Origin of the sequence: Streptomyces sp. TSRI0281, from assembly GCF_001905125.1 — a bacterium.
Taxonomy (GTDB): domain Bacteria; phylum Actinomycetota; class Actinomycetes; order Streptomycetales; family Streptomycetaceae; genus Streptomyces.
Genome location: NZ_LWLE01000036.1, coordinates 33,722 through 58,625, shown reverse-complemented (window position 1 = coordinate 58,625; position 24,904 = coordinate 33,722). Strand labels below are relative to the sequence as shown.

21 protein-coding genes are annotated in these 24,904 nt (G+C 69.6%); 17 read left to right on the top strand and 4 right to left on the bottom strand.

What is annotated here, in order from left to right:
• Positions 1-59 precede the first annotated feature (59 nt).
• The 4 genes from A6A29_RS37135 (at position 60) to A6A29_RS37120 (ending at position 6,076) form a co-directional block, all read left to right on the top strand.
• Positions 60-686: a helix-turn-helix transcriptional regulator gene (locus A6A29_RS37135; protein ID WP_073727509.1), complete on the top strand. Its 627-nt coding sequence runs from the start codon at positions 60-62 to the stop codon at positions 684-686.
• A gap of 154 nt (positions 687-840) precedes the next feature.
• Positions 841-2,892, top strand: a complete 2,052-nt coding sequence (locus A6A29_RS37130) for an HYR domain-containing protein (RefSeq protein ID WP_079183179.1) — start codon at positions 841-843, stop codon at positions 2,890-2,892.
• A gap of 116 nt (positions 2,893-3,008) precedes the next feature.
• Entirely contained in the window at positions 3,009-3,941 is a 933-nt protein-coding gene (locus A6A29_RS37125) for a DUF4255 domain-containing protein (protein WP_073727507.1), read from the top strand.
• Positions 3,938-6,076, top strand: a complete 2,139-nt coding sequence (locus A6A29_RS37120) for an ATP-binding protein (protein ID WP_073727505.1) — start codon at positions 3,938-3,940, stop codon at positions 6,074-6,076. Before A6A29_RS37125 ends, A6A29_RS37120 begins: the two co-directional genes overlap by 4 nt.
• A gap of 85 nt (positions 6,077-6,161) precedes the next feature.
• Here A6A29_RS37120 and A6A29_RS37115 read toward each other — a convergent pair whose 3' ends face one another.
• Positions 6,162-6,716, bottom strand: coding sequence for a M23 family metallopeptidase (locus A6A29_RS37115; RefSeq protein WP_073727503.1), 555 nt, complete (start codon positions 6,714-6,716; stop codon positions 6,162-6,164).
• Positions 6,717-7,148: 432 nt separating this feature from the next.
• Between A6A29_RS37115 and A6A29_RS37110 the strand changes: the two genes are divergently transcribed.
• Positions 7,149-7,985 (top strand): alpha/beta fold hydrolase, encoded by an 837-nt coding sequence (locus A6A29_RS37110; RefSeq protein WP_073727501.1) that lies wholly within the window; start codon positions 7,149-7,151, stop codon positions 7,983-7,985.
• Complete coding sequence (locus A6A29_RS37105) at positions 7,982-9,259, top strand: cytochrome P450 (RefSeq protein WP_073727499.1); 1,278 nt, start codon at positions 7,982-7,984, stop codon at positions 9,257-9,259. The genes A6A29_RS37110 and A6A29_RS37105 overlap by 4 nt, the downstream gene beginning before the upstream one ends.
• A gap of 91 nt (positions 9,260-9,350) precedes the next feature.
• Here the strand turns inward: A6A29_RS37105 and A6A29_RS37100 are convergent, their stop codons facing one another.
• Positions 9,351-10,073, bottom strand: coding sequence for a hypothetical protein (locus A6A29_RS37100; RefSeq protein WP_073727497.1), 723 nt, complete (start codon positions 10,071-10,073; stop codon positions 9,351-9,353).
• A gap of 20 nt (positions 10,074-10,093) precedes the next feature.
• Entirely contained in the window at positions 10,094-13,753 is a 3,660-nt protein-coding gene (locus A6A29_RS47255) for a phage tail protein (protein WP_241838788.1), read from the bottom strand.
• A gap of 496 nt (positions 13,754-14,249) precedes the next feature.
• On the opposite strand from A6A29_RS47255, the gene A6A29_RS37090 reads away from it, so the two are divergent.
• From A6A29_RS37090 to A6A29_RS37060, 8 genes are read left to right on the top strand one after another with little or no spacing between them, the layout of a single operon-like run.
• Positions 14,250-15,797 (top strand): phage tail sheath family protein, encoded by a 1,548-nt coding sequence (locus A6A29_RS37090; protein WP_073727495.1) that lies wholly within the window; start codon positions 14,250-14,252, stop codon positions 15,795-15,797.
• Between the two features lie 60 nt (positions 15,798-15,857).
• Positions 15,858-16,301, top strand: coding sequence for a phage tail protein (locus tag A6A29_RS37085; protein ID WP_073727493.1), 444 nt, complete (start codon positions 15,858-15,860; stop codon positions 16,299-16,301).
• A complete protein-coding gene (locus A6A29_RS37080) occupies positions 16,301-16,774 on the top strand; it encodes a hypothetical protein (RefSeq protein WP_073727491.1) in 474 nt (157 codons plus the stop codon). Before A6A29_RS37085 ends, A6A29_RS37080 begins: the two co-directional genes overlap by 1 nt.
• Positions 16,771-16,914, top strand: a complete 144-nt coding sequence (locus A6A29_RS46045; RefSeq protein WP_198953533.1) for a DUF6760 family protein — start codon at positions 16,771-16,773, stop codon at positions 16,912-16,914. The genes A6A29_RS37080 and A6A29_RS46045 overlap by 4 nt, the downstream gene beginning before the upstream one ends.
• A gap of 29 nt (positions 16,915-16,943) precedes the next feature.
• A complete protein-coding gene (locus A6A29_RS37075) occupies positions 16,944-18,728 on the top strand; it encodes a hypothetical protein (RefSeq protein WP_073727489.1) in 1,785 nt (594 codons plus the stop codon).
• Positions 18,729-18,774: 46 nt separating this feature from the next.
• Entirely contained in the window at positions 18,775-19,212 is a 438-nt protein-coding gene (locus A6A29_RS37070; RefSeq protein WP_073727487.1) for a phage tail protein, read from the top strand.
• Positions 19,213-19,217: 5 nt separating this feature from the next.
• Positions 19,218-20,039, top strand: a complete 822-nt coding sequence (locus tag A6A29_RS37065) for a CIS tube protein (RefSeq protein ID WP_073727485.1) — start codon at positions 19,218-19,220, stop codon at positions 20,037-20,039.
• Positions 20,039-21,988 carry a VgrG-related protein gene (locus A6A29_RS37060; RefSeq protein WP_073727483.1) on the top strand — a complete coding sequence of 650 codons (1,950 nt, stop codon included), beginning with the start codon at positions 20,039-20,041 and terminating at the stop codon, positions 21,986-21,988. Before A6A29_RS37065 ends, A6A29_RS37060 begins: the two co-directional genes overlap by 1 nt.
• Here the strand turns inward: A6A29_RS37060 and A6A29_RS47715 are convergent.
• Positions 21,981-22,103: a hypothetical protein gene (locus A6A29_RS47715; RefSeq protein WP_274535855.1), complete on the bottom strand. Its 123-nt coding sequence runs from the start codon at positions 22,101-22,103 to the stop codon at positions 21,981-21,983. The two genes, A6A29_RS37060 and A6A29_RS47715, sit on opposite strands and share 8 nt — an antisense overlap.
• On the opposite strand from A6A29_RS47715, the gene A6A29_RS37055 reads away from it, so the two are divergent.
• Genes A6A29_RS37055 through A6A29_RS37045 form a run of 3 tightly spaced genes read left to right on the top strand, consistent with a single transcriptional unit; the run spans position 22,102 to position 24,902 of the window.
• The gene (locus A6A29_RS37055) at positions 22,102-22,389 is read left to right on the top strand and encodes a PAAR domain-containing protein (protein WP_073727481.1); all 288 of its coding nucleotides are present in this window, start codon (positions 22,102-22,104) and stop codon (positions 22,387-22,389) included. The genes A6A29_RS47715 and A6A29_RS37055 overlap by 2 nt on opposite strands.
• 6 nt (positions 22,390-22,395) lie before the next feature.
• Positions 22,396-22,863, top strand: coding sequence for a GPW/gp25 family protein (locus A6A29_RS37050; RefSeq protein ID WP_073727479.1), 468 nt, complete (start codon positions 22,396-22,398; stop codon positions 22,861-22,863).
• Positions 22,860-24,902: a putative baseplate assembly protein gene (locus A6A29_RS37045; RefSeq protein WP_073727477.1), complete on the top strand. Its 2,043-nt coding sequence runs from the start codon at positions 22,860-22,862 to the stop codon at positions 24,900-24,902. The genes A6A29_RS37050 and A6A29_RS37045 overlap by 4 nt, the downstream gene beginning before the upstream one ends.
• The last annotated feature ends 2 nt before the right edge of the window (positions 24,903-24,904 follow it).

Here is a 24,904-nt window from a genome sequence, read left to right as displayed (position 1 = left end):
AGCTGTGAGGCTTGAGCATGCTGTGATGCTTCCGGCTGTTGCCCAGGGGGAGCATTGACATGGAGCGCACCACTGTCGCATTAAGGGCCCAAGATCCAATTTCGCAGGCGGGCGTGGCCAGCCAATTGAGGGCCCGTCCCGAGGTCAGCGTCATGGAATGGGGCGAGGCCGAGCCCTCGCCCCAGGTGGTGGTCGTGGTGGTGGACACGGTCGACGAGGACGTACTGAGGATGCTGCGCCACATACAGCGCACGAGTACCGCCCGCACCGTTCTGGTCACCACGGACATCGATGAGCAGAAGCTGGTGAGCGCCGCGGAGTGCGGCGTGGCCGGTGTGGTCAGGCGCTCCGAGTCGACGCCCGAGCATCTGGTGCATGTCATCGGGACGGTGGCGCGCGGGGAGGGCCATCTCCCCTCCGATCTGCTCGGACGCCTCCTCGAAGAGGTCGGCAGGCTCCAGGGGCAGGTGCTGGGTCCGCGCGGTCTCCACTTCACCGGTCTGGCGGCGCGTGAAGTGGATGTGCTGCGGCTGGTCGCCGAGGGGTACGACACCGCGGACATCGCGACGAAACTGGCCTATTCCGAGCGCACGATCAAGAATGTGCTGCATTCCGTGATGACCCGCCTTCAGCTGCGAAATCGTTCCCATGCGGTGGCGTATGCGATGCGGCAAGGTCTTATCTGATCTTCGGGTGCCGTAGTGGTGATCTTCGGGCGCCGTTGTATTGCCTCAAAGGGCAATTCGGCCTTCCCGGCGGTGTGGCTCGCTTTCCGGTGCGGACGTGCAGTTTTCGCGGGACCGTGCGAACCGGTCGGTCGGGTTTCGGGGGAGGAATTCCGTGCGGTGGTTGCAGCCAGGAAAAGGATCACGCGGGCCGGCCGGGACGCGCCGTTGGGCGGCGCTCGTCCTGCTCCTGCTGGCCGCCGGTCTGGCCCCCGCCTCGGGTGTGACCGGTGTGACCGGCGTGGCCACGACCATGCCGGTTCCCCCGGACCCGTGGGTCACCCCGGCGAGCGTGCACGGGGCGCTCGACCCGGGCGGCTCGACGGGCGTGGACAAGCGGGTGCGGACACCGGCCGTCCCGCCGAGGCCCGATGTGGTGCTGCTGGTGGACGGCACCGGGAGTATGAAGGTTCCGATCGGTGATGTGCAGAAGGGCTTGAAGAAGATCACGGCGGCGGTCCGCGACCAGCAAGCGGATTCGCGGTTCGCCGTGGCCACGTACGGCGATGAGAAGGACGATCCGACGGCGGAGTTCGCCGTGCTCCAGGGGCTGACGACGAACCTGGACGATGTGCAGAAGAAGGGTGTCGACGAGTTGAACATCCTTCGCGGCTACAGGAGCAAGGGCCCGTCCGAGGACTGGATCTACGCGCTGTGGAAGGTGGCCAACGGCGCCGACGGCGGGACGGTCTTCCGGGAAGGGGCCAGCCCGGTGGTCGTCCTGGTCGGCGACGCGTCGAGTCACAACCCCAGCAACAAGATCCCCTACGAAGAAGCGGTGTTCGCGCTCCAGGACAAGGGGGTGCGGGTCATCGCCGTCGATGTGACGACGGAGGACGGCGACGGGCTCAACGGCTGGGGGTACAGCAGCCCCACCTATCAGGACCCGTATCACGAGCCCGACCAGGCCAAACGGATCGCCGCGGCCACCAACGGCCGGATGCTCAGCGGGATACCGGGCGACGGGGTGACCGACGCGATCATCGAGGGTTTCAAGAACCTCCCCACCTCCGTCGGCTACGAGCTCGACAGCTGCGACCCCCACCTCACCGTTGCCCTCGACCCGCCCATCCGCAGCCTGACCAGCGGGGAGACCGCCGACTTCGCGGAGACCATCGATGTCGCGGCCGACGCACCGCAGGGCGCCACCCTCACCTGCACCGTGCAGTTCCTGCTCGGGACACAGGTGCCGGGGACGGACACGATCGGGCCGGCCGCCGTGCCCGACCCGGACTTCCAACAGCAGATCAGCATCGACGTGAACGACATCAACGCCCCCGTCGTCACCGTGGACGACCGTACGGTCCGGGCGAAGGACGACGACGGGGTGCGTATCAGCTACACGGCCACGGCCACGGACGCCCAGGACGGCACGCTGCCGGTCACCTGCACGCCCGCGTCCGGATCGCTCTTCCCGGTCGGGGCGACCACGGTCACCTGCTCGGCGACGGACGCGGCGGGCAACACCGCAACCGACACGGCGGAGTTCGAGGTGCTGGAAGCCCCGGTGCCCCCCTCGTCGGACATCGCGGTCAAGGCCGATGTCAGCCCGGACCGCACCTACGTCGGGCGCCCGGCCCGCGCCCGGTTCACGGTCACCAACGCCGGCCCGGACGCGGCGACCGAGGTCGTCATCGGCGCGACCTGGCCCAAGCCGTCCAAGGCGAAGGACCGCAGCCTGCCGGGTCTCAACCGGTGCAGTGCCGCCAAGCCGTGCACCATCCCCGCCGGGGGACGGATCGAGGTGACGCAGACGGGTACGTACCGGGCGGCGATCACCGGCGACGTACGGGCCACCGTGCGCGGCAAACTGCCCGACCGCCGTACGGCGAACAACAAGGACACGGACCGGCTGCGCGTCCTGAAGCCCTCGCTCACCGTCACCCCGCAGGTCGCCAGGCCAGGGCAGCCCGTACTGGCCCGGGGCAAGGACTATCCGCCCGGCGAGACCGTACGTTTCACGTGGAACATCGGCATTACCGCCGACCGGTCCGGCGTACGGGTGGGCCGCGACGGGACCTTCGAGGTACAGATGCTGGTCCTGCGCAAGGACACGCTCGGCCCGCGCATGCTGCGAGCGGACGCCCGCGACCTCCCCCGTCTCCAGAAACCGGTCCTGGTGGTGCAACGCAACCTCCAGCCACCGGACTTCGCGGGCCGGTCATGAGGAGCCGAGAGGGAGAAGCCGGTACAGGAGAAGCCGGTACAGGAGAAGCCGAGCAGGATAAGCCGAGCCTGATGAGCAGAGAAGGATGAGCCGAGCAGGATGAGGGCGGTCACCGGATGATCCACGAGGTCGACGACGTACTACGGTCCCTGATTCGGGCAGAAGTGCTCGAAGGCGGTCAGATCGCGGTGGTTTTCGACGCGCCGACGAGGGAGTGGGCGGCGAAGGTCAACGCCCCCATGGTCAACCTCTACCTCTATGACATCCGCGAGGACATGAAGCGCCGCGAGCGGGGCCTGCACAACGAGTACGACGAGCGTGGGACGGTCGTCGCGCGCCGCCGCCCGCCCCGCTACTTCAAGCTGTCGTACCTGATCACGGCGTGGACGAAGCGCCCGGAGGACGAACACCGGCTGTTGTCCTCGCTGCTCGCGTGCCTGTTGCGCTACGAGGCGCTGCCCCCGGAGCGGCTGACGGGTTCACTGGCGGAGATCGGGGCCGCCGTACCGATGTCGATCGCGCTACCGCCGCCCGAGGACCGCTCGTTCGCGGATGTGTGGAGCGCGCTGGGCGGGGAGCTGAAACCCTCGCTCGACCTGGTGGTCAGCGTTCCGGTGACGGCATCGCCGACCTATGTGGCGGGCCCGCCGGTGGGGGACGAGGGGCTCCAGGCACGGTTCGGGGACGTACCAACGCCTCCGGAACAGCCCCGTCAGCCGATGCCGGGGCGTGGGCCCGGTCTGCCGGTGTACGGGTCCCGTCCGGGCCGCCCAGGACGGGCAGCGGTCGACGGGTTCGACGGACGCGACGGCCCCGATGGACGGGCCGGCTCCGATGGACGCGACCGGCGTGCGGCGTCCGGTACGGGCGAGCCCCGCCGAGGCCTCTCGCTCCGGATCACCGAGAACCGGGGCGCGAGGGGCAGCCGGGACGACCGGGGCAGCCAAGGCGAGAGGGACGACCGGGACGGCCAAGGCGAGAGGGACGACCGGGACAGCCGAGGCGAGAGGGACGGCCGAGGCGGCCGTACGGAGGACAGCACCGCATGACGACCTCGGGCCACCCCACCGACGACCCGAACCTGCGCCATCTCCTCGCGCGGGCGGTGGCCGTGGAGCAGCGCATCCGCCGGGCGGTCGAGGCCCGGCAACGCGTCGACCCGGACCCGGACGACGCGTTCCGGGGGCTGTACCTCACGGACGAGAACATCGCGAGACTGCTGGACGAGGACGCGGTACGCGGCTTCCCCGAGCCGCTCCCGGAAGCCCCGGAGAACCCAAAAGCACCGGAGGACCCGGAATCCCCGGAGGTTTCGAAGATCCCGGAGGTTTCGGAAGTCCCCGCCGCCCCCGGCCCCACCCCGGCATCCCGACTGACCGCCCTGGAAGCCGAGTTCGGGCTCACCTCGCTCGACGTCGAGATCCTGCTCATCGCCCTTGTACCGGATCTGGACGACCGGTTCGAGGCGTTCTACGGCTACCTCAACGACGACGTGACGCGCCGTCGCCCGTCCATCGGTCTGGCGCTGGGACTGTGCGGACTGTCTCCGGCCGATCAGGTGGCGCGCGGCCGGCTGTCGGCCCGCTCTCCGCTGCGGGAGGGCCGGCTGCTGCTGGTCGAGGACCTGGACCGCCCGTTCCTGAGCCGAGCGTTGCGGGTACCGGACCGGGTGACCGCCCACCTCCTGGGCGACGACACCCCGGACCCGCGTCTGGCGGACCTGCTGGCCCCCTGGCACGTGATACCGGGCGTCGGCGACCCGGCTCCGCTCGCCGGGGTCCTGGCCGACGGCGTCCCTCTGGCCTACCTCAGCGAGGACCAGGGCGGCGCGGGCACGGCGCTGGCCGCCTCGGCACTCACGCGGGCGGGCCGGGGCGTCCTGGGCCTGGACCTGGCACGGCTGGCCGAGGACCCCGCACCGGCGGACGCGGTACGTTCCCTGGTCCGCGAGGCGCGACTGACGGGCGCGGGCCTGGTCTGCGCCCCGCTGGACGCGGTCTCGCGCGAACACCCGCACCTGCTCAGGCTCCTCACGGCCACCCCCGTACCGACGGTCATGGTGGGCCGGGTGCCCTGGGACGCGTCCTGGTCCACCTCTCCACCGCTGCTCCTGCACGCCCCCAGGGTGGAGCCGTCGGCGCGCGGCGCGCTCTGGACGGACGCGTACAAACAGCTGGCCCCGTCCCCCCTCCCGCCCGCCATCGACCCGGACCATCTCCTCGCGCCGTTCCTCCTCACTCCGGAACAGGTGACGGGAGCCGCCCGGAGCGCCGCCCAGACGGCCCGCCTGGCCGGTGGAACCCTCACCTCCGACCACGTACGCCAGGGAGCCCGCGCCCAGAACGCGGCGGGCCTCGACCGGCTGGCCCGGCGTATCGAGCCCACGGTGACCTGGGACGACCTGGTTCTGCCCCCCGACTCCCACACCCAGCTCCGCGAACTCACGGCCCGCGCCCGCCATCGCGACCGGGTCCTGGGGGAGTGGGGTATGCGTCCGGGAGGCGGCAGGGGCCGGGGCGTCTCGGCGCTCTTCGCGGGCGACTCCGGCACCGGCAAGACGATGTCGGCGGAGGTGATCGCCTCGGACTTGGGCCTTGACCTCTACACGGTCGACCTGGCCACGGTCATCGACAAGTACGTGGGCGAGACGGAGAAGAACCTGGAGCGCATCTTCACCGAGGCGGCAGGGGTGAACGGCGTCCTCCTCTTCGACGAGGCGGACGCGATCTTCGGCAAACGCTCGGACGTGAAGGACGCCCACGACCGCTACGCCAACGTGGAGAGCGCGTATCTCCTGCAACGCATGGAGTCCTTCGACGGCCTCGCCATCCTGGCGACTAACCTCCGGGCCAACCTGGACGATGCCTTCACCCGCCGCCTGGACCTCGTCATCGACTTCCCCGTCCCGGACCCCGACCAGCGCCTGGTCCTCTGGGAACGCTGCCTCGGCCCGCTCCTGCCGAGGGGCACGGACCTGGACCTGGACTTCTGCGCGGAGAACTTCGAGCTGGCGGGCGGCAACATCCGCTCGATCGCGGTGACGGCGGCGTACCTGGCGGCGGACACGGGGGAGTCGGTGACGATGCCGACGCTGATCCACGCGATCCAGCGGGAGTACCAGAAGCTGGGACGGCTGACGCTGGCGTCGGAGTTCGGACCGTATCTGCGACTGGTGCAGGGCTGAGGGCGCGCAGGTAGGGAGCTGCCGGACGGTCCTGACTGCTGCGGCAGCCGGGGCAGCCGCAGCAGTCGGGACCGTCAGACCGCTGTCAGGCCCGGGTGTTGACGCTCACCGGCGCGGTTCCGGTGGAGGGCGTCCAGCCCTGGAGCGTGGCGGGGATGCCGACCCGGGTGTTGCAGTCGATGACCTGGAAGTGCAGGTGCGGCGCGGTGGACGCTCCCGTACTGCCGGACCAGCCGATGATCCTGCCCTGCGGGACCCAGTCACCGGTGTTGTAGATCGCCCGGTTGAGGTGCGCGTAGTGGGTGCACTGGCCGTTGGGGTGCCGGATGATGACCTCGATGCCGTTCTGCCAGTACGGCGACCAGTCCGATACGAGAACGGTGCCGCCCTGCGCCGCGGACACCTCGTAGTTGGCCGGGAGCCCGAGGTCCCAGGCGTACTCGTTGTACGGGCCGGTGTGCGAGTACGTCCCCTCCGGCCCCTGGGTGACGGTGTACGCCTCACCCGCGGGGTAGGGAAGCTCGTAGTAGTAGTCGACAGCCGCGGCAGGAGAAGCCCCGAGCAGGCCCACCCCCACGGCGATCAGCGCGGCGCTCGCTGTGGCAGCGAGGCGGTACAGAGCACTTCTCGCACTGAGCATGATGCGTCTCCCGTTCCGGGTGCCCGACGTGGTGGATCGAATGAGCGTGACGTCAACTGGACTGCCGGGACAGGGAGTTGCAGGATTCGGCAGGCGCGGTTTGTGTCTGCCTGGGGCCGGGGGAGCACTGGCCTTCATGGGGGAGTTCCGGCCGGGAGCGCACCGCCGCGATAGTGCCCTCATGGACGGACGCGGACGCGGAGGCGGGCGAGGAGACGGACGCGGACGCGGATTTGGTGGGCCCCTCGCCGGGGGCGCAGGCGGAAATCTTCACGATCTTTGCCCGCCGGCATCCGTACCCGTCGGCATGACACGACCAGCGGCCTTGCCGCAGTCTCCGCGTGTGCCCTTGCGCGGGCCGATGGTTGCCGCCACCGTGGGCGGGCGGGCTGTTGACCGACAGATCATCGCCGTACCGCGACGGGAGCCAGTGTGACCGCATTGTCTGTTCTGCCTCATGTCCTGCACGGCGACGGCCCGCACAAGGTGATCGCGGTGCACGGCTGGCTCGCCGACCGTTCCGCCTACGACCCGCTGCTGCCGGATCTCGACTTCGGTTCGTTCCAGTACGCGGTGGTGGATCTACGGGGATACGGCGAGGCCAGGGACGCGGACGGTTCGTACACCACGGCGGAGGGCGCCGACGACGTGATCGCGCTGGCCGACCGGCTCGGCTGGGACCGGTTCTCGCTGATCGGCCACTCGATGGGTGGCTCCGTCATCCAGCGGACGCTGGCCGCAGCGCCGCAACGGGTCCGCAGAATCGTCGGGGTGTCACCGGTCCCCGCGTCCGGCCTGCCTCTGCCGCCCGAGCAGTGGGAACTGTTTGCCGCGGCGGCGCAGAACCCGGACAACCGTCGGGCCATCCTCGACACCACCACCGGAGGCCGGCGCCCGGCGGGCTGGCTGGATCGCATGGTGCGTCGCTCGGTCGAGTGCAGCGACGCGAAGGCGTTCCGGGCCTGGCTGGACTCCTGGGCGGGCGAGGACTTCCACGACCGGATCGACGGTTCGCCCGTGCCGGCCCTGGTGGTCGCGGGGGCGCTGGACCCGGCCCTCTCCGCCGATCTGCAGCGTGCCACCTGGATGCGCTGGTTTCCGCGCGCCGAACTGGTGGAGCTGCCCTCGTGCGGCCACTACGCGATGGACGAGGCCCCGCTCGACCTGATCCGTGTGATGGAGGACTTCCTGCGGGCGGACGTGGACGTGGATCCGGACGTGCACGTGGACGTGGACGCGCACGTGGAGGGCGGCGAGGTGACGGCGTGAGCGGGCCCGACGCCGGATCGCCCGTACCGGACATCTTCGACCCGGGGCAGTACGCGCTGGGCATCCCCCACGACCGCTACCGCCACCTGCGCGATCACCACCCCGTCGCGTGGCAGGAGGAGCCGGAGGTACTGGGGTGGCCTGCGGGCCCCGGCTTCTGGGCGGTCACCCGGCACCGGGACGCCGTCCGGGTCCTGAAGGACTCGTCCACGTACTCCTCGTACCTCGGCGCCACCCAGATCCGCAACCCGGACCCCGCGGATCTGCCGTTCATCCGCCGCATGATGCTCAACCAGGACCCACCGCACCACCGGCGACTGCGTACGCTCGTCAGCCGCGCCTTCACCCCCGGGCGGGTGGACCGCTTCGAGACGGTCGTACGTGAACGCGCCCGCTCCCTCCTCGACCGGGCGGTCACCGAGGCGCGGGGCGGCAACGGCACCTGTGACCTCGTCGCCCAGGTCACCGACGACTACGCGCTGCTCAACCTGACGGACCTGCTGGGGGTACCGGACAGCGACCGGGGCCTCCTTCTCCACTGGACCCAACGGGTCATCGGCTACCAGGACCCCGACGAGGCGGGAACGCCGACACTCGGCCCGGACGGCAAGCCGGTCAACCCGCGCTCTCCGGCGTCACTGCGCGACATGTTCGCGTACGCGCACGAGCTGGCGGCACACAAGCGTCAGCACCCCGCCGACGACGTGATGACGGCCCTCGCCACCGATCCTGAACTGAGCGCGCCCGAACTGGAGATGTTCTTCTTCCTGCTGGTGGTGGCGGGGAACGACACGGTACGCAGCGCGGCTCCTGGCGGCCTGCATCTACTGGCCCAGCATCCGGATGCGTACCGCCGCCTGTGCGACGGCGAGGTGGGGTTCACCACGGCCGTGGACGAACTGCTCCGCCGCCACCCGCCGGTCCTGACGTTCCGCCGCACGGCCACCCGGGACACGGAGTTGGCAGGCACCCGAATCCGCACCGGCGACAAGGTGGTCGTCTTCCACGCCTCGGCCAACCACGACGAACGCGTCTTCCCCGACCCGTTCACCCTGGACCTCTCGCGGTCCCCGAACCCGCACATCTCGTTCGGCGACGGCCCTCATGTCTGCCTGGGGGCGCACTTCGCGCGATTGCAGCTGCGCGCGCTGTACGAGGAGATGTGCCGCGCCCTGCCATCGGGCCGACTCCACTCTGCGGCCCCACCGCGCCGGCTGGTGTCGAACTTCATCAACGGGTTGAAGTCGCTGCCTGTGCGGGTGGCCGATGTGTGACGTCACACGGCCTTGCACCTCGCGTGGGGAAGTGCGCCAACTGTGCTGGTCGATGTCGATGCTCGGGGCACCCCGAGAGCGGTTGCCGAACCTACGACACCTCGTCTGCGACTCGGGTGCGCTCCGCCAATCTGTCGAGGAGGTCCGACAGGTCGTCGCCGGCGAACTCGCGGGCGAGAAAGGCGAGCCCGTCGCGCAGGTAGGGAAGCGACACAGACATTCCGTAGTTGTCTTTGTCCGGCTTCGCAAAAAGGTACTGCCAGTCGTATAGGCCCCTGGTAAGCAACATGACGTCGAGGTAGTCGCTGTAGTTGATGTGGAGCCGAGAGGGGCCCTGTCGGATATCGAAGTACCAGATCTCCGGCGAGTCCTCATTATGTGTGAGTCTCAGTGCGGAGTATGTTCCGGTACCTCCCACAGGGTGGGTCTCGAAAATCCTAAACTCCTCGATAAGTCTCCCTGTTTCGGTAGTTGCCGGGTGAATCGGCGATCGCTGAGGGCCGCGTACCACCGCCTCGGCGATGTGAATTATATGAAACTCCCCTGCGATCTTGTCGAACGGTTCCAGGGCGCGCCAGGAGAAGGAGAGGTTGGAGTATCGATGGAAATTCTCTCCGAGTCCCGCCGGTGGCGGAATATCCTGAACCTGCCTTATGATCTCAAATGCATCTTCGGCGCGCTTTAGGTAAATGGCCAACGGGCCCCGGTCGTACTTATTCGTCCGAATTGAGTCGCATTCCTGGACTTCCTTCACTGTGTCGCGAAGTTTGATTTCATATTCGGTTTCCATGTCATCCTCCGGTTCGGTGCTCACGCGGAAGTTCCGTCGGAGTATCAGTCGAATCTGAGTCGTTGTGTTGCGTCGGCGTTCGTGAGTTGTGTGGTGAGGTGTGGGAACTTACTGATGGCGTCGGGGAGGTCTGCTAGGGGGGTGCTCTTCACCTGCTTTTTGATTGCTTTCGCGTCGGCTCTGCCGATGTCGAGGGAACTGAAAACAGCGTACTTCTCTTTCGGTTCATTGATTCGAAGAACGTGATGGGGTGCCATTCCGAATCTGAGTCGTTGTGTTGTGCTGGCGTTCGTGAGTTGTGTGGTGAGGTGTGGGAACTTACTGATGGCGTCGGCGAGGTCGATGAGAGGCCTCTTCTTCACCAGTTTCTTGATTGCTTCCGCGTCGGTTCTTCCGATGCCGAGGGAATCGAAGACGGTGTACTTTACTCCAGATAGGTTGATCCGAAGGATGTCATTGGCCAGCGGTGCTGGTGGGTCCTGTGTGTCAGCGAAGGACCTGGGGCCGTTGCCAGGCCGCGGTGGGCGCTCGCTCCACCTTCCACTGGAGTGTTCATAGCCACCCCACTCGACCTCGATGGTTCTGGGAAAGCCCGCATGGGTCGCGTAATAGCTGACGTTGACGTTGTACCAAATCATCCGCTCAAGTGCGGGACTCGTGGCTGCCTTGTTTAGGGATGATTTAGCCGGGTTCTCCACGGCCCAAAGGAACATCGGGTTGTTTATGAACCCCCTCGCGGGGACCAAATTGGAGTCTTTTGCATCGCCTCCAAGGAACGCGGGAAGGAGATGCATCTTCACCCAGGCGTTATTGTCGGTCGTTGTGTTGTAGGTCTCGGCAATGTTCCATCCCGTCAGAGTGGCGCCGTCATATGTTCTTGCCTCGGTGCCTTCCTTAATATCCTTGTCGATGTAGCTCGCCCTGAACGGCTGGGCGAGGACGCCGTGTTCGAATGGCGGGAGAACCGGCGGAGGCAGGGGAGGGGTGGCGCCCGGTCGGTGCGCCAACAGTTGGGCAAGTTTGGAAAGGGCTGCGAGGAGGGCTTTGTAGGCATCCTGTTTGGCTTGTGAACCCGCGGGCTGCGAACGAAATGATTTATTCAGTGACTTGACTGTTTGCTCATTCTTCTTCACATCGTCAAGCGCGGCGCGAGACTCGCTGTCGGCGCTCGAACCCGCAGCCTCCAGTTCAGTTTTCCAATCCGCCATGTATTTCTCAATATCCTGCGGAGTGCTGTGAACGATGAGGCCAGCGTCCACGCTTTCCTCATTGAACTGGACCCTGTGGCTTTGCTTGTCGAGAGACTGGAAGCTCTTTTTTGGGGGCGGGTAATGCGAAGGGCCCCTCTCGTTGTTCCTCCCTTTCTCCGATTCGTTCTGATTCCTGCCGTCGGGCTTCTTCTTGGGCCTTCTCCAGAGCGCTTTGCCTTTCTTGGCTATGAAGTCGACAATCTTGTCGATTGCCCTGTTCACGGGACGCGACACCGCGTGAAACACGCTCTTCACCTTGTTGGCCAGGCTGCCGATGCCCAGCAGGGAAGCCAGGAAGCCGATCAACAACGGGACGCTGGTCGCCAGGGCGGCTTCTACCAGCTTTGGGACGCCTGCCGCGCCGCCGTTGGCTATGGCTATGACCGCGTCCAGGACCGCGTTGACGAAGTCGGCTATTTGGGCGCCCTGGGTCACGATGAAGGTGACGATGTCGATGATTCCCTTGACCGCCCGGATGAAGGCGGAGGCCGGGTTGAGGAGGGAGAGGATCCAGGTGATGCCCGCGATGATGACCGTGGGGATCAGGTAGCTCGTCAGCTTTTGCAGGATCGTGGCTTTGAGGTCGCCCGTTTCCGCCTGGATTTCCTTGACCGCGCCTGCCGGGCCCTCGCGGGCGATGTTCTTCGCTACCGGGACGGACGTTTCGACGGCGGACATCGCCTCGTCGGGGACGCCCTTGCGGGTTACGCGGGCGCGGATGTTGTCCCAGGTCAGGCCCAGGAGTGAGCCGATGAGCTGGATGATGCCCTTGAGGTCAAACCGTTGCGGGAGTTCGAGGCCCGCCTTGACCGCGGTGCCCAGCAGCCAGGAGACGACGCCTGTTTTCAGGTGCTCGGCGATGTTGGTGATGAAGAGGTTCAGGCCCGCGCCTACCGCCCTGACCAGGTTGCCCAGGAACCCGATCGGGTCCTTGATGATCTTCATGATCGCGGAGGCGGCCTTGGCGAGGATGCCGAGGAGCAGGTTCTTCAGTTCGTTGATCGTCTTGATGACGCCGACAATGGCGTCCTTCGCCTTGTCGATCAGGCCCTTGTTGGCCTCCTGGAGCTTCTTGATCTCCTCGTCGATCTTGTTCAGCGCGGCTGTGTACTTCGATGCGAGGTCCTGGACCAGCTGTTCGGACTTCTCGTTGACCGTGGCTTCCAGGTCGTCGAACTTTCCCGCGAAGTCCTTCGCCGCCTCCTCGCCGAACTGCTTGAGGTCGGCGGGGAGTTTGTCGACCTCCGCCTTCAGCTCGGTGCGGCCCTTCGCTATACGGGCCTTCGCCTTTCCCAGTTCCGTACCGATGAGGTCGGCGACGGCGGAGATCACCGTCTGCATCTGGGAGACGTAGAGCTTGCGGGCCTCCTGGTAGAGGTTGTTCGCCTCCTTCGGGAGGCCGGCGAACTTGTCCTTCACCCAACGGCCCTTGCCCATGAGGCCCGAGTAGCGTTTGTCCTTGTACTTCTTCATCCGGCGCTTGTGGTCCGCCGTGAACGCGTCCCGCGCCGATTTCTCGCCCGCCGTGAACGCTGTGTCGACCTTCTTGTCCAGGCCGGACAGGGTCTCCTCGACGTCCTTCTTTGTGCCGTCGTAGACCTTCTGGAGCTTTGCCGTGACCTCGGCGCGCTTCTTCTCGTCCTTGGTCTTCGTGTCCCCCTTGCCGCCGTCGACCTGCTTCCCCGCCGATGCCCGGGTCGCGGTCAGCGCGGTCATCGCCTGGGCGCCCGACGCCGCCGCACCCTCCTTCGCCCCCGCCAGCTGCTGGTTCTCCGCTGCCTGACCCTTCGCCGGGGCCTTCGCGGAGTCCGTTTCGGCGGTCTTCTTCGCGGAGAGGGCGTCGTTGAAGTCCGGCTCGTTGCTCTTGGTGAGCTGTTCCTCGGTGACCTCGGCGTCCGCCATCGCCTGGTCGTTGGCGGCCGGGCCCTCGGAGAAGTCCGTCACCGCCGCGGGCTGCTTCGCCGGGACCGCGTCGGACGCCGACGGGGCGCCCGGGTTCGCCGGGGGCTGGTCCGGGGTGAGGGGGGTGACCTCTTTGTCCTTGGCGGCCGAGGTGTCCGGCGGGGCCTTCGTCGCCGTGTCGATGTCCTTGGCCGAGGACTCCTTGCCGTCCGTGACCTTCCCGTCGACCTCGTCCTTGACCTTGTCGGCCTTCCCGGACTTGGAGAACTTGTCGGCCTCGTCGAGGTTCTTCGGCGCCTGCGCGTCGATGGCCTTGTTCACCGCGTCGACGAACGCCTTCTTGTCGAACTCCCCCGGCTTCGCGGCATTCATCTTCTCCGCGTTCGCCGTCTTGCCCTGGGCTTCCTTGTCGTCCGGCGGCGCGACGGCCGCGTCCTGCGACGCCTTCGACTCCGCAGCCGCGGCCGCGTGAACGGCGATCCGGGTCCGCTTCGCCGCCACGTCCGCCTTCACCGCCCGGAAGCCCGGGGCCTGGGCGGGGGACGGCTTCACCGGTTCCGTGTAGCGCTGCGCGACCAGACGCGACACCGCCGTGTTGCCGGCCGACCGTTGCAGGTGCCGCAACCGCTGGAGCGAGTGGCGGTCCGGGGAAGGCAGGGCGGGAGCGGGAGTGGGAGCGGTGCCGGTGGCGGCGGCGGTGTCCGTGCGGGAAACCGTCTCGGTGCGGGGCGCTGCGGTGGGGGCCGTCTTCTCCGGAACCGCCTTCATCGCCCGTCCCTCCCGCCAGCCCTCGGTTGCCCGGACGTGGTGCCTGTCAGGGTGCCGGGGGACCCCGGGGGCGGGCGGAGTGTGCGGGTGCGCGGTCGGGGGCAGAGACGGCCCGTCCGGGCGGAGGTGTCGCGTTGCCTCTTAGGGCAGTCGTCGGTGCACGGCAGGGCGGCCGTGCACCCGTTCCCGGTGATCGAACGAGTGGCGAGAATTGCCGGCGTTCCCCGGTCGTGGAACGGGGCGAGCAGCACGTCGAGGAGCGCGTCAAGGAGAGGCTCATATGCCGTCGTACCTGTCCCCGGGCGTCTACGTCGAAGAGGTCGAGTCCGGATCCCGGCCGATCGAAGGGGTGGGCACCTCGGTCGCCGCCTTCGTCGGCTTCGCCCAGCGGGGACCTCTCGACGAGCCGACGCTGATCACGAACTGGAGCCAGTTCGTCAGTACCTTCGGCGACTTCGTCGACGGTACGTATCTCGCCTCCTCCGTCTACGGCTTCTTCGCCAACGGCGGCGGCATCTGTTACGTCGTGCGGATCGGTGACGGTTGCGCGCAAGGCGGCGACGGGGAGAGCGGGGAGACCGGCCAACCGGCCGCCGGGTCCGAAGTGCAGGTCGGCCCCTACGCCGTGAAGCCCCGGCCGGGCGTGGCCTGGGAGATCAGCGTCGAAGTGACGGACGTCGAGGGGGACGACCCTCCCTCCGACGTCTTCCAGCTCATCGTGAAGCGCGACGGGCAGGTCGCGGAGACGTACCCCTCGGTGACGACGAAGCGCAGCAAGGAGAACGTCGCCACCCGGGTCAACGCCAAGTCCGAGCTCATCGAGGTACGGGAGTCGGGGCGCGGCGCCGCGCCCGCCCGCCCCGAGACGCAGTCCGTCACCCTCGCGCCCGCCGCCCCCGCCGCCGGTGGTGCCGGGGCGCTGGCCCCCGAGGCGTACGTCGGTGACGCCGACCGCAGGACCGGGCTCGGCGGCCTGGAAGCGGTCGACGAGGTCACCATGATCGCGGTCCCCGACCTGATGAGCGCGTACGAACGCGGGCTGCTGGACCTGGAGTCGGTCATCGCCGTCCAGCAGGGGCTGATCTCCCACTGTGAGCTGATGGGCGACCGCGTCGCCATCCTCGACCCGCCGCCGGGGCTCTCGCCGCAGCAGGTCAGGGGCTGGCGCACCGACCGGGCCAACTTCGACTCCAAGTACGCGACCCTCTACTACCCGTGGATCAGCGTCGCCGACCCCGCTTCGGGCCGCGCCACCCTCGTACCGCCCAGTGGGCACATCGCCGGGGTCTGGGCGCGCAATGACGATTCGCGCGGGGTGCACAAGGCTCCGGCGAACGAGGTGGTGCGGGGAGCCGTCGCGTTGCAGACGCAGCTGACCAAGGGCGAGCACGATCTGCTCAACCCCCTCGGGCTGAACTGCATCCGTGCCTTCCCCGGGCGGGGAATCCGGGTGTGGGGTGCGCGGACACTCGCTTCGGATCCGGCCTGGCGGTACCTGAATGTGCGGCGGCTCTTCAATTACCTGGAGGAGTCGATCCTCGCCGGTACGCAGTGGGTCGTCTTCGAGCCGAACGACGATGCGCTGTGGGCCCGTATCCGCCGTACGGTCTCGGCGTTCCTCGTCAACGAATGGCGCAAGGGGTCGCTGTTCGGGCTGACGCCCGACGAGGCGTTCTACGTGAAGTGCGACCGCGAGACCAACCCGCCCGAGAGCGTCGACGCGGGTCAGGTCATCTGCGAGATCGGTGTCGCACCGGTCAAGCCGGCCGAGTTCGTGGTGTTCCGGCTCTCCCAGCTGACCGGCGGCACCGGCGGGATCGACGAATGACCGGACCCTCGAACGGCCCGCAGCCCGGTCCGTTTCTGAGCATGGCGTAAGGAGCCCGTTGTGCCACTTCCCGATCTCGACAGTTCCGTCGGGTGCTCGTTCGGCCTCGAATTCGACAGCGTCCTCATCAAGCAGATCACCGAGGTCAGCGGTCTGAAGATGGAGCAGGACGTCATCGAGCTGAAGCAGAACACCGCCGACGGCAAGTACGCCCTGAAGAAGCTGCCGGGCCGGCCCAAGGCCGGTGAGGTCACCGTGACGCGCGGCCTCACGGAGGACAACAGCTTCGAGCGCTGGATCAAGGACTCGCGCTTCGGCCGGATGACGGACGCCCGCCGCAACGGCTCGGTCATCGTCTACGACTACGAGGGCATGCCGATCAAGCGCTACAAGCTCATCAACGCCTGGCCGAAGTCCCTGGAGATCGGCACGCTCAAGGCCGGTGACACCTCGGTCCTGACGGAGAAGCTGGCGATCACCTACGAGAGCATGGAACTCGACTGATGCGCCGTACGGTCCAGTTCCAGGCCCCCCGGCAGGAGCAGCCGGAAAGGGCGGAGCGGTCGGAACGGTCGGAGCAGCAGGGGCGGGACCGGCAACCCGAGCCGCTGCGGACGGAGTTCGCCTTCGAGCTGCCGCGTGGGTACGTCGACGACTCGGGCGCCGTGCACCGCGGCGGCGTCATGCGGCTCGCGACCGCCCGCGACGAACTGGTGCCGCTGCGGGACGACCGGGTCCGGGAGAACTCCGCGTACCTCTCCGTCGTCCTGATCTCCCGGGTCGTGACCCGGATCGGCACCATCGACGACATACACCCCGGCATCATCGAGGACCTGTTCGCCTCGGACCTGGCGTTCCTCCAGGACTTCTACCGCCGGATCAACGCCGAGGGACACACCCGCGCCGCCGTCACCTGTCCCTCCTGCCAGGAGGAGTTCGCGGTGGATCTCGCCGGTGGCCGCCTGGGGGAATCGTGACGTACGCGGCCGACCTGCTCTACGAGGAGGTCGCGTACCTCGCCTATCACTTCCACTGGCCGCTCGATGACCTGCTGGACCTGGAACATCCGGAACGCCTGAAGTTCGTTGCACAGGTCGCTTGCCTCAACGGGCGGTAGCGAGTGGCGCGGGGGAGGACACGAGATCCATGGGGCTGATGTCCTGGCTGCGCGGCGGCCGTTCCACGAGCGGGGCCGTGCCGGTGGCCGCGCAGGACGCACGGACTCCGGCACCGCGGGATGACCGTGTCGATGTGCATCGGCTGGTGCCCATGCAGCGGACCCTCGCCGGGCAGGAACTCGTCAGCGATCCCTCCGGGTTCGAGCAGTCGCTGTCCACCCGGCAGGACACCGCACTCGGTACGCCCCTCGGCCATCTCGTCAGCCCCGACGCGCCCGCCGGACTCGTCCACGGGCTCACCGCTCCGGCACCGGTGAGCCCGCAGCCGTCACCCACGGCCCAGCGGTCCGTCGAGATGCCGATGCGGGTGGAGACCGTGCCCGTACAGCGTGTGTACGCAGGTGGCGCACCGGCCATGACCTCGGCCGGGGAGCGGGCGGTGGCCGACCTTCCCGTACGCCGGCTCGTCGGCGAGCAACCCCTCGTACCGCAGTCGGCACTTCCGCGACCGGGCGATGCGGGGCCTTCCGGGAGCGGTGCTGTTCAGCGCGGTGTGGAGCCTCCGGCGGCGGAGCCGGCCCGGCGCGCGCCCGGACTCGGGGCGCCCCTGGCCGGACTGCCGCCGACAGCTCAGCGATCGGCCGCCGCTTCCGTACCGGGGAGTGGGGCCGGGAGTGGGGGCGGGGCCGGGAGTGAGGGGGGCGCGGTGGCGGTTCCCGTGTCGCGGAGTGCGGAGGACGGCTCCGGCGTACCGGAGGTGGCGGTACCGGCGGTACCGGCGGTACCGGACGAAGGACCCGAGCCGCCGTCCGTCGGTACGGACATGGGCGGGCCCACCGCCCCGTTGCTCGGCGATGATCCGCTCGTCGGTGCCGTGTCCGGTGCCGTGCCCGGTGGTGTGTCCGGCGCCGTCCCCCGTGGCGTCGGTGGTGAGGCCGACGGGGCGGCGGTCCAGCGTTCCACCGGTACTCCTGGTGCCTCTGGTACTCCCGTTGCTCCTGGACCCCCGCACTCCTTGCCCACCGCCCCGCTGCTCGGCGATCGTCCGCTGGCCCTTCGCACCACCGCCGGTCCGGAAGGGGCCGAAGCGCCGATCGGGCCCGTCGCGCAGCGTTCCCCGGAGGGACCTTCCGGCGCGGTGGCCGGTGCCGGGCACGGTGCCGGACCCCTTGGCGTACCCGACGCCGTGCCCGTGCGCTGGACCACGGCGGGCACGGGAGTGGGCACGGGGACGGGCGCGTACGCGGGCGCGCCCGCCGTACAGCGGGCCGTCGTCGCCTCCCCGGGTGCGCCCTCCGCGGCGTCGCGCCTCCCGGTGCAGCGGCGGACCGGCGGACGGTCGCCGGGGACGGCGGCCGGTTTCCCGCCGGGTGGCGGCAGCCGCAGCGCCTTTCCCACGGCCGGTGCCTTCGCCGTCGCGGCCGGGGTCGCCCAGCGCATGCCCGACGGAAGCGTCGTCTTCGGCCCCCCGTCCGCCACGTCGGCCTCGCCGCCTTCGGGCACGTCGCGACCGGTCGTCCAGCGGGACGCGGAGATCACCGAGGAGCCACCGCCGCCCGACCCCGTACCGGACACGGCGACGGAACCGGAACCGGAACCGGACGCGGAACCGGGCTCCGAGTCCTCCTCCGGCGACGCGGCCGGTGCTCCGGCCGCCCGCGCCGGTGGTGGCGGAGCACCGGGCCAGGCGGGTGCGCCGCCCGTGACGGACGAGCTGGTCCGTGCCCTGTACGCGCCGCTCAGCCGACTCCTCAAGGCCGACCTCCGGCTGGAACGCGAACGCGCCGGATTCCTCATCAACACCCGCCACTGAGCACCACCCGCCCCGTGATCGCCCGCCAGTGAGAGAGGTACGTGTCATGGCCACCGCTCAGGACAGCGACCCCGCCGTCAGCGTCTGCTTCGTCGTGACGATCGACGACATCGAGCTGGGGTCGTTCAACACATGTGACGGCCTGGGCTGTGAAGTGGTGCTCGAAACGCGGGAGGAGGGCGGCAACAACGGTCATCTGTGGCAGCTGCCGACCCGCCTGAAGTACTCCAATGTGAAGCTCTCCCGGCCGCTCACCCGGGAGACGGAGAAGGTGGCGCGCTGGTTCGCCACGATGACGACCGGGTTCAGCCGCAAGACGGCGCACATCGAGGCGCGGACCGGGGACGGGCGGAAGGTGGCCCAGTGGGGGCTGCTGGAGGTCGTTCCCGTGCGCTGGACCGGCCCCTCGTTCACGCCCGAGTCGCCGAAGGTCGCGATGGAGACGATCGAGATCGCCCATCACGGCTATGTGATGGAGGGCTGAGCGGCGTGAGCGGGGCAGGGCCCATCGCCTTCAGCGCCGCCGGTACGTCGGGGGTGGCGTCCGCCGCGAAGGGCGGATCGGCCCGGCCCAAGCTGGAGCACGCCTACCTGGAGCTGCGGACCCCGCCGACCGGTGGCGGGCTCACCCCCGGCGGGCCGTGCGGGCGGATCGACTTCCAGTTCAACCCCAAGGAGCTGAGCCTGACCAAGGCGGCCTCCTGGAAGCGGAGTCCGGCCAAGGGGGCGAAGAGCTCCGGGCCGCCGGAGTATCAGGGGTCGCAGCCCAGCAAGCTCACCGTCGAGATGTTCTTCGACGCCAGCGACACCCAGGACACCCGGGTGGTGACCTCGGTGGAGCAGCTGTTCGCGTGCTGTGTGCCGACGAACGAGACCCGGCAGCAGCAGCGTTCCTCGCCGCCGTGGGTGGTCTTCCACTGGGGCGGGCTCACGGGATTTCCGGGGTACGTCAGTCAAGTGGCGGCAAAATACACGCTGTTCACGACGTCCGGGGTGCCGATCCGGGCCGTCTGCCAGGTCACGATGGAGGAGATCAGCGGGGAGACACCGGGGCAGAACCCGACCTCGGGCGCGCTGGCGGCCCGGCGCGTGCACCGGGTGGACGCCGGGGACTCGCTGCCCTCGCTGGCCCACCGGGAGTACGGGGACGCCGGTGCCTGGCGGGTGATCGCCGAGGCGAACGGCATCGACGACCCGATGCGGATCGCGCCGGGGACCCAGCTCCTGCTGCCCGCCCTCGACGAGCTGAACCGGCTCCGGGACGCGGCCGACCGGCGTCGCGGTGCCGTCGACCGGGAGAGGCGGGGCTGATGGCTCAGCAGGGGGTCGCCACCGCGCTGGTGGTGGAGTTCGGCGGCACACCGCTGCCGGCGAAGTTCGTGAACACCCTGGTCGAGGGGTACGTCGACGACAGCCGTACGCTCCCGGACCTGTTCCTGCTGCGGTTCCGGGACCCCGACCGGGTGCTGCTGGAGCAGGCCGGGCTGAAGATCGGCAGCGAGGCCCGGCTGCTGGCCCGTGCGGGCGGGGACACGGCTCCGAAGCCGCTGCTCGACGGCGTGGTGACCGCTCTGGAGGTGGAGCTGGACGAGACCGGCACCTTCACCGTCGTACGCGGGCTCGACGAGTCGCACCGGCTCTTCCGGGGGCGCCGGGTGGCCAGCTACCAGAACATGACCCTCGCCGACATCTGCGGTCAGGTCGCCCGGCGCGCCGGGCTGAAGCCGGGGAACGTGGACATCGCCGGGCCGGTGCTCGCACACATCGCCCAGCCCAACGTCACCGACTGGGAGTTCGTGCGCGGGCTCGCCGAGGAGGCCGGCGCCCAGGCGTACGTACGCGACGGGCAGCTGCACATCACCCGGCCCGCCGAGGCGAGCGGCGCACCGGACGCCTCGGCGCGTGCGGACCGCGATCCCCTCGTCCTGGAACTGGGCAGCAACCTGCTGCGCTGCCGGGCCGGGGTGTCCGCCGCCGAGCAGGTCTCCGAGGTGGAGGTGCGCGGCTGGGACGTCCAGGCCAAGCAGCCGCTGGTGGGCAGGGCCCCGGCGGGGAAGTCGTCCACGCTGGAACTCGGGGTGACGGCGGCGGAGGTGGCCGCCCCGTTCGGCGAGGCGCGGTTCGTCGTGACGGACGCGGCGTACGGGGCGCAGGCGCAGGTGGACCAGGCGGCGAAGGCCCTGGCGGAGCGGATCGCCGGGTCGTTCGCGGAGCTGGAGGCGGTGATCCGGGGCAACCCGGAGGTCCGGGCGGGCAGCGCGGTGGCGCTGAACGCGGTGGGCGCGCCGTTCGAGGGCCGGTACACGGTGACGTCCTCGCGCCACGTCTTCGACGCCGTACGCGGGTACGAGACCTGGATCACCGTCTCCGGCCAGCAGGAGCGTTCGCTGTTCGGGCTGACCGGGGGAGCACCGGGCGGGGGCGGCGGCGGTGGTGGCTCGCGGTGCGCCGGGCTGGTGAGCGGGACCGTGACGGACACCCAGGACCCGGAGGGGTCGGGGCGCGTCAAGGTCCGGTTCCCGTGGCTGTCCGACGAGTACGCGAGCGACTGGGCGCGTACGGCGCAGTCGGGCGGGACGGGCGGCGGCGAGGCGTTCATTCCGGAGGTCGGTGACGAGGTGCTGGTCGGGTTCGAGCACGGGCATCTGGACCGGCCCTATGTACTCGCGGGGCTGTACAACGGGAAGGACCGGCCGGGCGGGGGCGGCTCCGGGAGCGGTGCGCCCGCCGGTGACAGCGGTACTCCCGCCGTTGGCGGTGCCGGTGCCGGTGCCGGTGCTGGCACCGGTGGCGGTGGCGAACTGGTCGATCCCACCAGTGGTGCCGTGAACCGGCGCGCCTTCGCGTCCAGGAGCGGTAACCAGTTGGAGCTGCTGGACGCCGCGAACGGGCCGCAGGGCGTCCGGCTCCGTACCGGCGACGGCAAGCTCACGATCGACCTCGACCGCAAGGGCACCGCCATCGTCATCAACAGCGACGGCAGCGTGACGATCGAGGCCAAGGAGCAGGTCTCCATCACGGCGGCCAAGGGGGTTGCGCTGGACGCCGGGCGCGGTGCCCTCCAACTCGCCGGTGACAGCGTCACGTTGACGTCCCGCAGCGGAGTGTCCGTCGACGGCGGGAACGGGAAGGTCGCGCTCTCCACCGGTGGAGCGGTGGAGGTGCAGGGCGGCCAGGTCTCGGTCAACGGCACCCAGCGCACCGACATCAAGAGCGGTGCCTCGGTGTCCGTGAACGCCCCGATCATCAAGCTCAACTGACGTACTCGCCCCCGCACTCGGCCCCGTACACGCAGACGCAGACGCAGACGTACACGTACTCGCACACCCACACGTACTCGCACTCGCACTCGTACAGAACAGGAGTGGACCGCATGTCGGCAGCAGCATCCGCAGCCGCCCGGGTCGGCGATCCCACCGGGCATCCCGGCACCGTCGGGCCGCCCGGCGTGCCGTCCGTGCTCATCGGCGGGAAGCCCGCCGCCACGGTCGGCACCGCGCACCAGTGCGCGTCCCCCACCGCCCATCCGCCGTCCACGATCGCGCCGCCCGGCAGCTCCTCGGTGCTGATCGGCGGGAAGCCCGCCGCCCGGGTCGGGGATCTGGCGGGCTGCGGTGCGCCGGTCGTGTCCGGGTGCACGTCGGTGCTGATCGGGGGCTGAGCCGGTATGGGACAGCAGTTCATCGGCGCGGGCTGGGCGTTTCCGCCGCGTACGGATGCCACCGGGTCCATCGCCCTGGTGCGTGGCGAACACGAGCTGGAGGAGTCGATCCGGCTGATCCTGGCGACCTCGCCGGGGGAGCGGCCGATGCGGCCGGAGTTCGGCTGCGCCGTCAACGACTACGTGTTCGCCCCCGCGGACGCGGGGACCGCCGGGCAGCTCGCGTACGAGGTACGGCTGGCGCTGGAGCGCTGGGAGCCCCGGATCGAGGTGACCGAGGTGGTCGTCCGGTTCGACGAGGCGGACGAGGGGGTGCTGTACATCGACATCGGTTACACGGTGCGCGGTGCCAACGACCCCCGGAACCTGGTCTTCCCCTTCTATGTGATCCCGCAGCACGCCCAGGACGCGAGCGCCGCCCAGGACGCGACGGCCGCCCGGGGAACGCCCTACGACGAGGAGGCAGGCGCGTGACGCTGCCCAGTCCGCATCTGGACGACCGCCGCTTCCAGGACCTGGTGGACGAGGCCAAGCGCCTGGTGCAGCAGCGCTGCCCGGAGTGGACCGACCACAATGTGTCCGACCCCGGTGTGACCCTCATCGAGGCGTTCGCGGCCATGGTCGACCAGCTCGTCTACCGGGTGAACCGGGTGCCGGAGAAGAACTATCTGACCTTCCTCGACCTGATCGGGGTGCGGCTCCACCCGCCCACGGCCGCACAGACCGAGGTGACGTTCCGGCTGTCCGCGCCGCAGCCCGACCCGGTGGTGGTGCGGGCGGGTACGGAGGTCGCCACCGTCCGTACGGAGACGGAGGAGGCGGTCGTCTTCACCACCTCCGAGACCCTGACGGTGGAGCCCTGCGCCTTTGCCCATCTCGCCACCTGGCCCTCGCCCGGGGAAGCCGTGGACCGTACGGAGGAGCTGGCGCTCGGGCGGGACGTGGCGTGTTTCGGGGCCACTCCGGCGCCGGGGGACTGCCTGTACGTGGGCCTGTCCGCCGCGGTTCCGGCGGGCGTGGTCGTCCTGCGGCTGGACTGCCGGGTCGAGGGCGTCGGGGTCGACCCGCTGCGGCCGCCGCTGCTCTGGGAGGCGTGGGACGGCACCGCCTGGACGGTCTGCGAGATCGAGAAGGACGACACGGGCGGCTTCAACCGGTCCGGTGAGCTGATCCTGCATCTGCCGAAGAACCACGTACCGGCGGCCGTCGTGGGGCGTACCGGTGGCTGGCTGCGCTGCCGTCTGATCGAGGCGGAGCCGGGCCGGCCGACGTACATGGCGCCGCCCGTGGTCCGCCGGATCTCCGCGTTCACGATCGGGGCGACCGTGCCCGCCGAACACGCCGAGACCGTCACGGACGAGGTGCTCGGAGCGGCGGAGGGCGTACCGGGCCAGGTGTTCACGCTGGCGCGCCCGCCCGTGGTGCCCGGCGAGTTCGTCGTGGAGGTGTCGGATCAGGCGGGCGGCGACGGATTCACCCGGTGGACCCAGGTCGACGACTTCGCCCACTCCGGGCCCGAGGACCGCCACATCACCCTCGACCCGAACTCCGGCCGCGTGGAGTTCGGCCCCGCCGTACGGGAACGGGACGGCGGCATCCGCTACTACGGCGACTTCCCGGACAAGGGCGCCATCGTCCGGGTGCGTTCCTACCGCACCGGAGGCGGGCTGCGCGGCAACGTCGCCCGGTCCACCCTGCGGGTCCTGCGCAGCGCGATCCCGTACGTGGCCCGGGTGGAGAACCGCCGACCGGCACTCGGCGGGGTCGACGGGGAGAGCGTCGACAGCGCACGGGTGCGCGGGCCGATGACGCTGCGGACCCTGCACCGGGCCGTCGTCCCGCACGACTACGAACTCCTGGCCCGCGAGATCGCCCCGGACGCGGCCCGTGTGCACTGCATCCGGGCCGGAGAGGACGGGGGCGGGAGCGGGTCCGGCGGGTCCGGCGGGTCCGGCGGGAGCGGCGGGGCAGCGGGGGCGAACGGGGGCGCCGGGGAGAACGGCGGCGCCGAGGCGGGCGGAGTGCGGCTGCTCGTCGTACCGGCCGGACGCAGTGACGAGCAGGGCCGGATCGTGTTCGACGAACTCATCCCGCCCGCCCAGACCCTCGGCCTCATCGCCGGGCATCTGGACGCCCGCCGTCCGATCGGGGCCCGGCTGGTGGTCGAGCCGCCGTTCTACCAGGGCGTCACCGTCGTCGCCACGGTGCAGGCCGAGCGGGGGGCCGTCGTCGAACGGGTCCGTGAGACGGCGCTCGCCGCGCTGTACGGGTACTTCAACCCGCTGACCGGCGGACCGAACGGGCAGGGCTGGCCGTTCGGCCGGCCGATCCAGTCGGGCGAGGCGTTCGCGGTCCTGCAACGGGTGCCCGGGGTGGACCTGGTGGAGGACGTACGGCTGTATCCGGCGGACCCGGTGACCGGGGAGCGCACCGAAGCCACCACCCGGATTCCGCTGGACCGGCACGCGCTGGTCTTCAGCTACGAACACGCGCTCCGGGTACGGGAGGGCTGAGC

Excerpts from the sequence above, each read along its gene's own strand:
- A6A29_RS37135 (WP_073727509.1), top strand. The coding sequence starts at position 60 with ATGGAGCGCACCACTGTCGCATTAAGGGCCCAAGATCCAATTTCGCAG.
- A6A29_RS37125 (WP_073727507.1), top strand. The coding sequence starts at position 3,009 with ATGATCCACGAGGTCGACGACGTACTACGGTCCCTGATTCGGGCAGAA.
- A6A29_RS37120 (WP_073727505.1), top strand. The coding sequence starts at position 3,938 with ATGACGACCTCGGGCCACCCCACCGACGACCCGAACCTGCGCCATCTC.
- A6A29_RS37115 (WP_073727503.1), bottom strand. The coding sequence starts at position 6,716 with ATGCTCAGTGCGAGAAGTGCTCTGTACCGCCTCGCTGCCACAGCGAGC.
- A6A29_RS37090 (WP_073727495.1), top strand. The coding sequence starts at position 14,250 with ATGCCGTCGTACCTGTCCCCGGGCGTCTACGTCGAAGAGGTCGAGTCC.
- A6A29_RS37080 (WP_073727491.1), top strand. The coding sequence starts at position 16,301 with ATGCGCCGTACGGTCCAGTTCCAGGCCCCCCGGCAGGAGCAGCCGGAA.
- A6A29_RS37075 (WP_073727489.1), top strand. The coding sequence starts at position 16,944 with ATGGGGCTGATGTCCTGGCTGCGCGGCGGCCGTTCCACGAGCGGGGCC.
- A6A29_RS37070 (WP_073727487.1), top strand. The coding sequence starts at position 18,775 with ATGGCCACCGCTCAGGACAGCGACCCCGCCGTCAGCGTCTGCTTCGTC.
- A6A29_RS37060 (WP_073727483.1), top strand. The coding sequence starts at position 20,039 with ATGGCTCAGCAGGGGGTCGCCACCGCGCTGGTGGTGGAGTTCGGCGGC.
- A6A29_RS37055 (WP_073727481.1), top strand. The coding sequence starts at position 22,102 with ATGTCGGCAGCAGCATCCGCAGCCGCCCGGGTCGGCGATCCCACCGGG.
- A6A29_RS47715 (WP_274535855.1), bottom strand. The coding sequence starts at position 22,103 with ATGCGGTCCACTCCTGTTCTGTACGAGTGCGAGTGCGAGTACGTGTGG.
- A6A29_RS37050 (WP_073727479.1), top strand. The coding sequence starts at position 22,396 with ATGGGACAGCAGTTCATCGGCGCGGGCTGGGCGTTTCCGCCGCGTACG.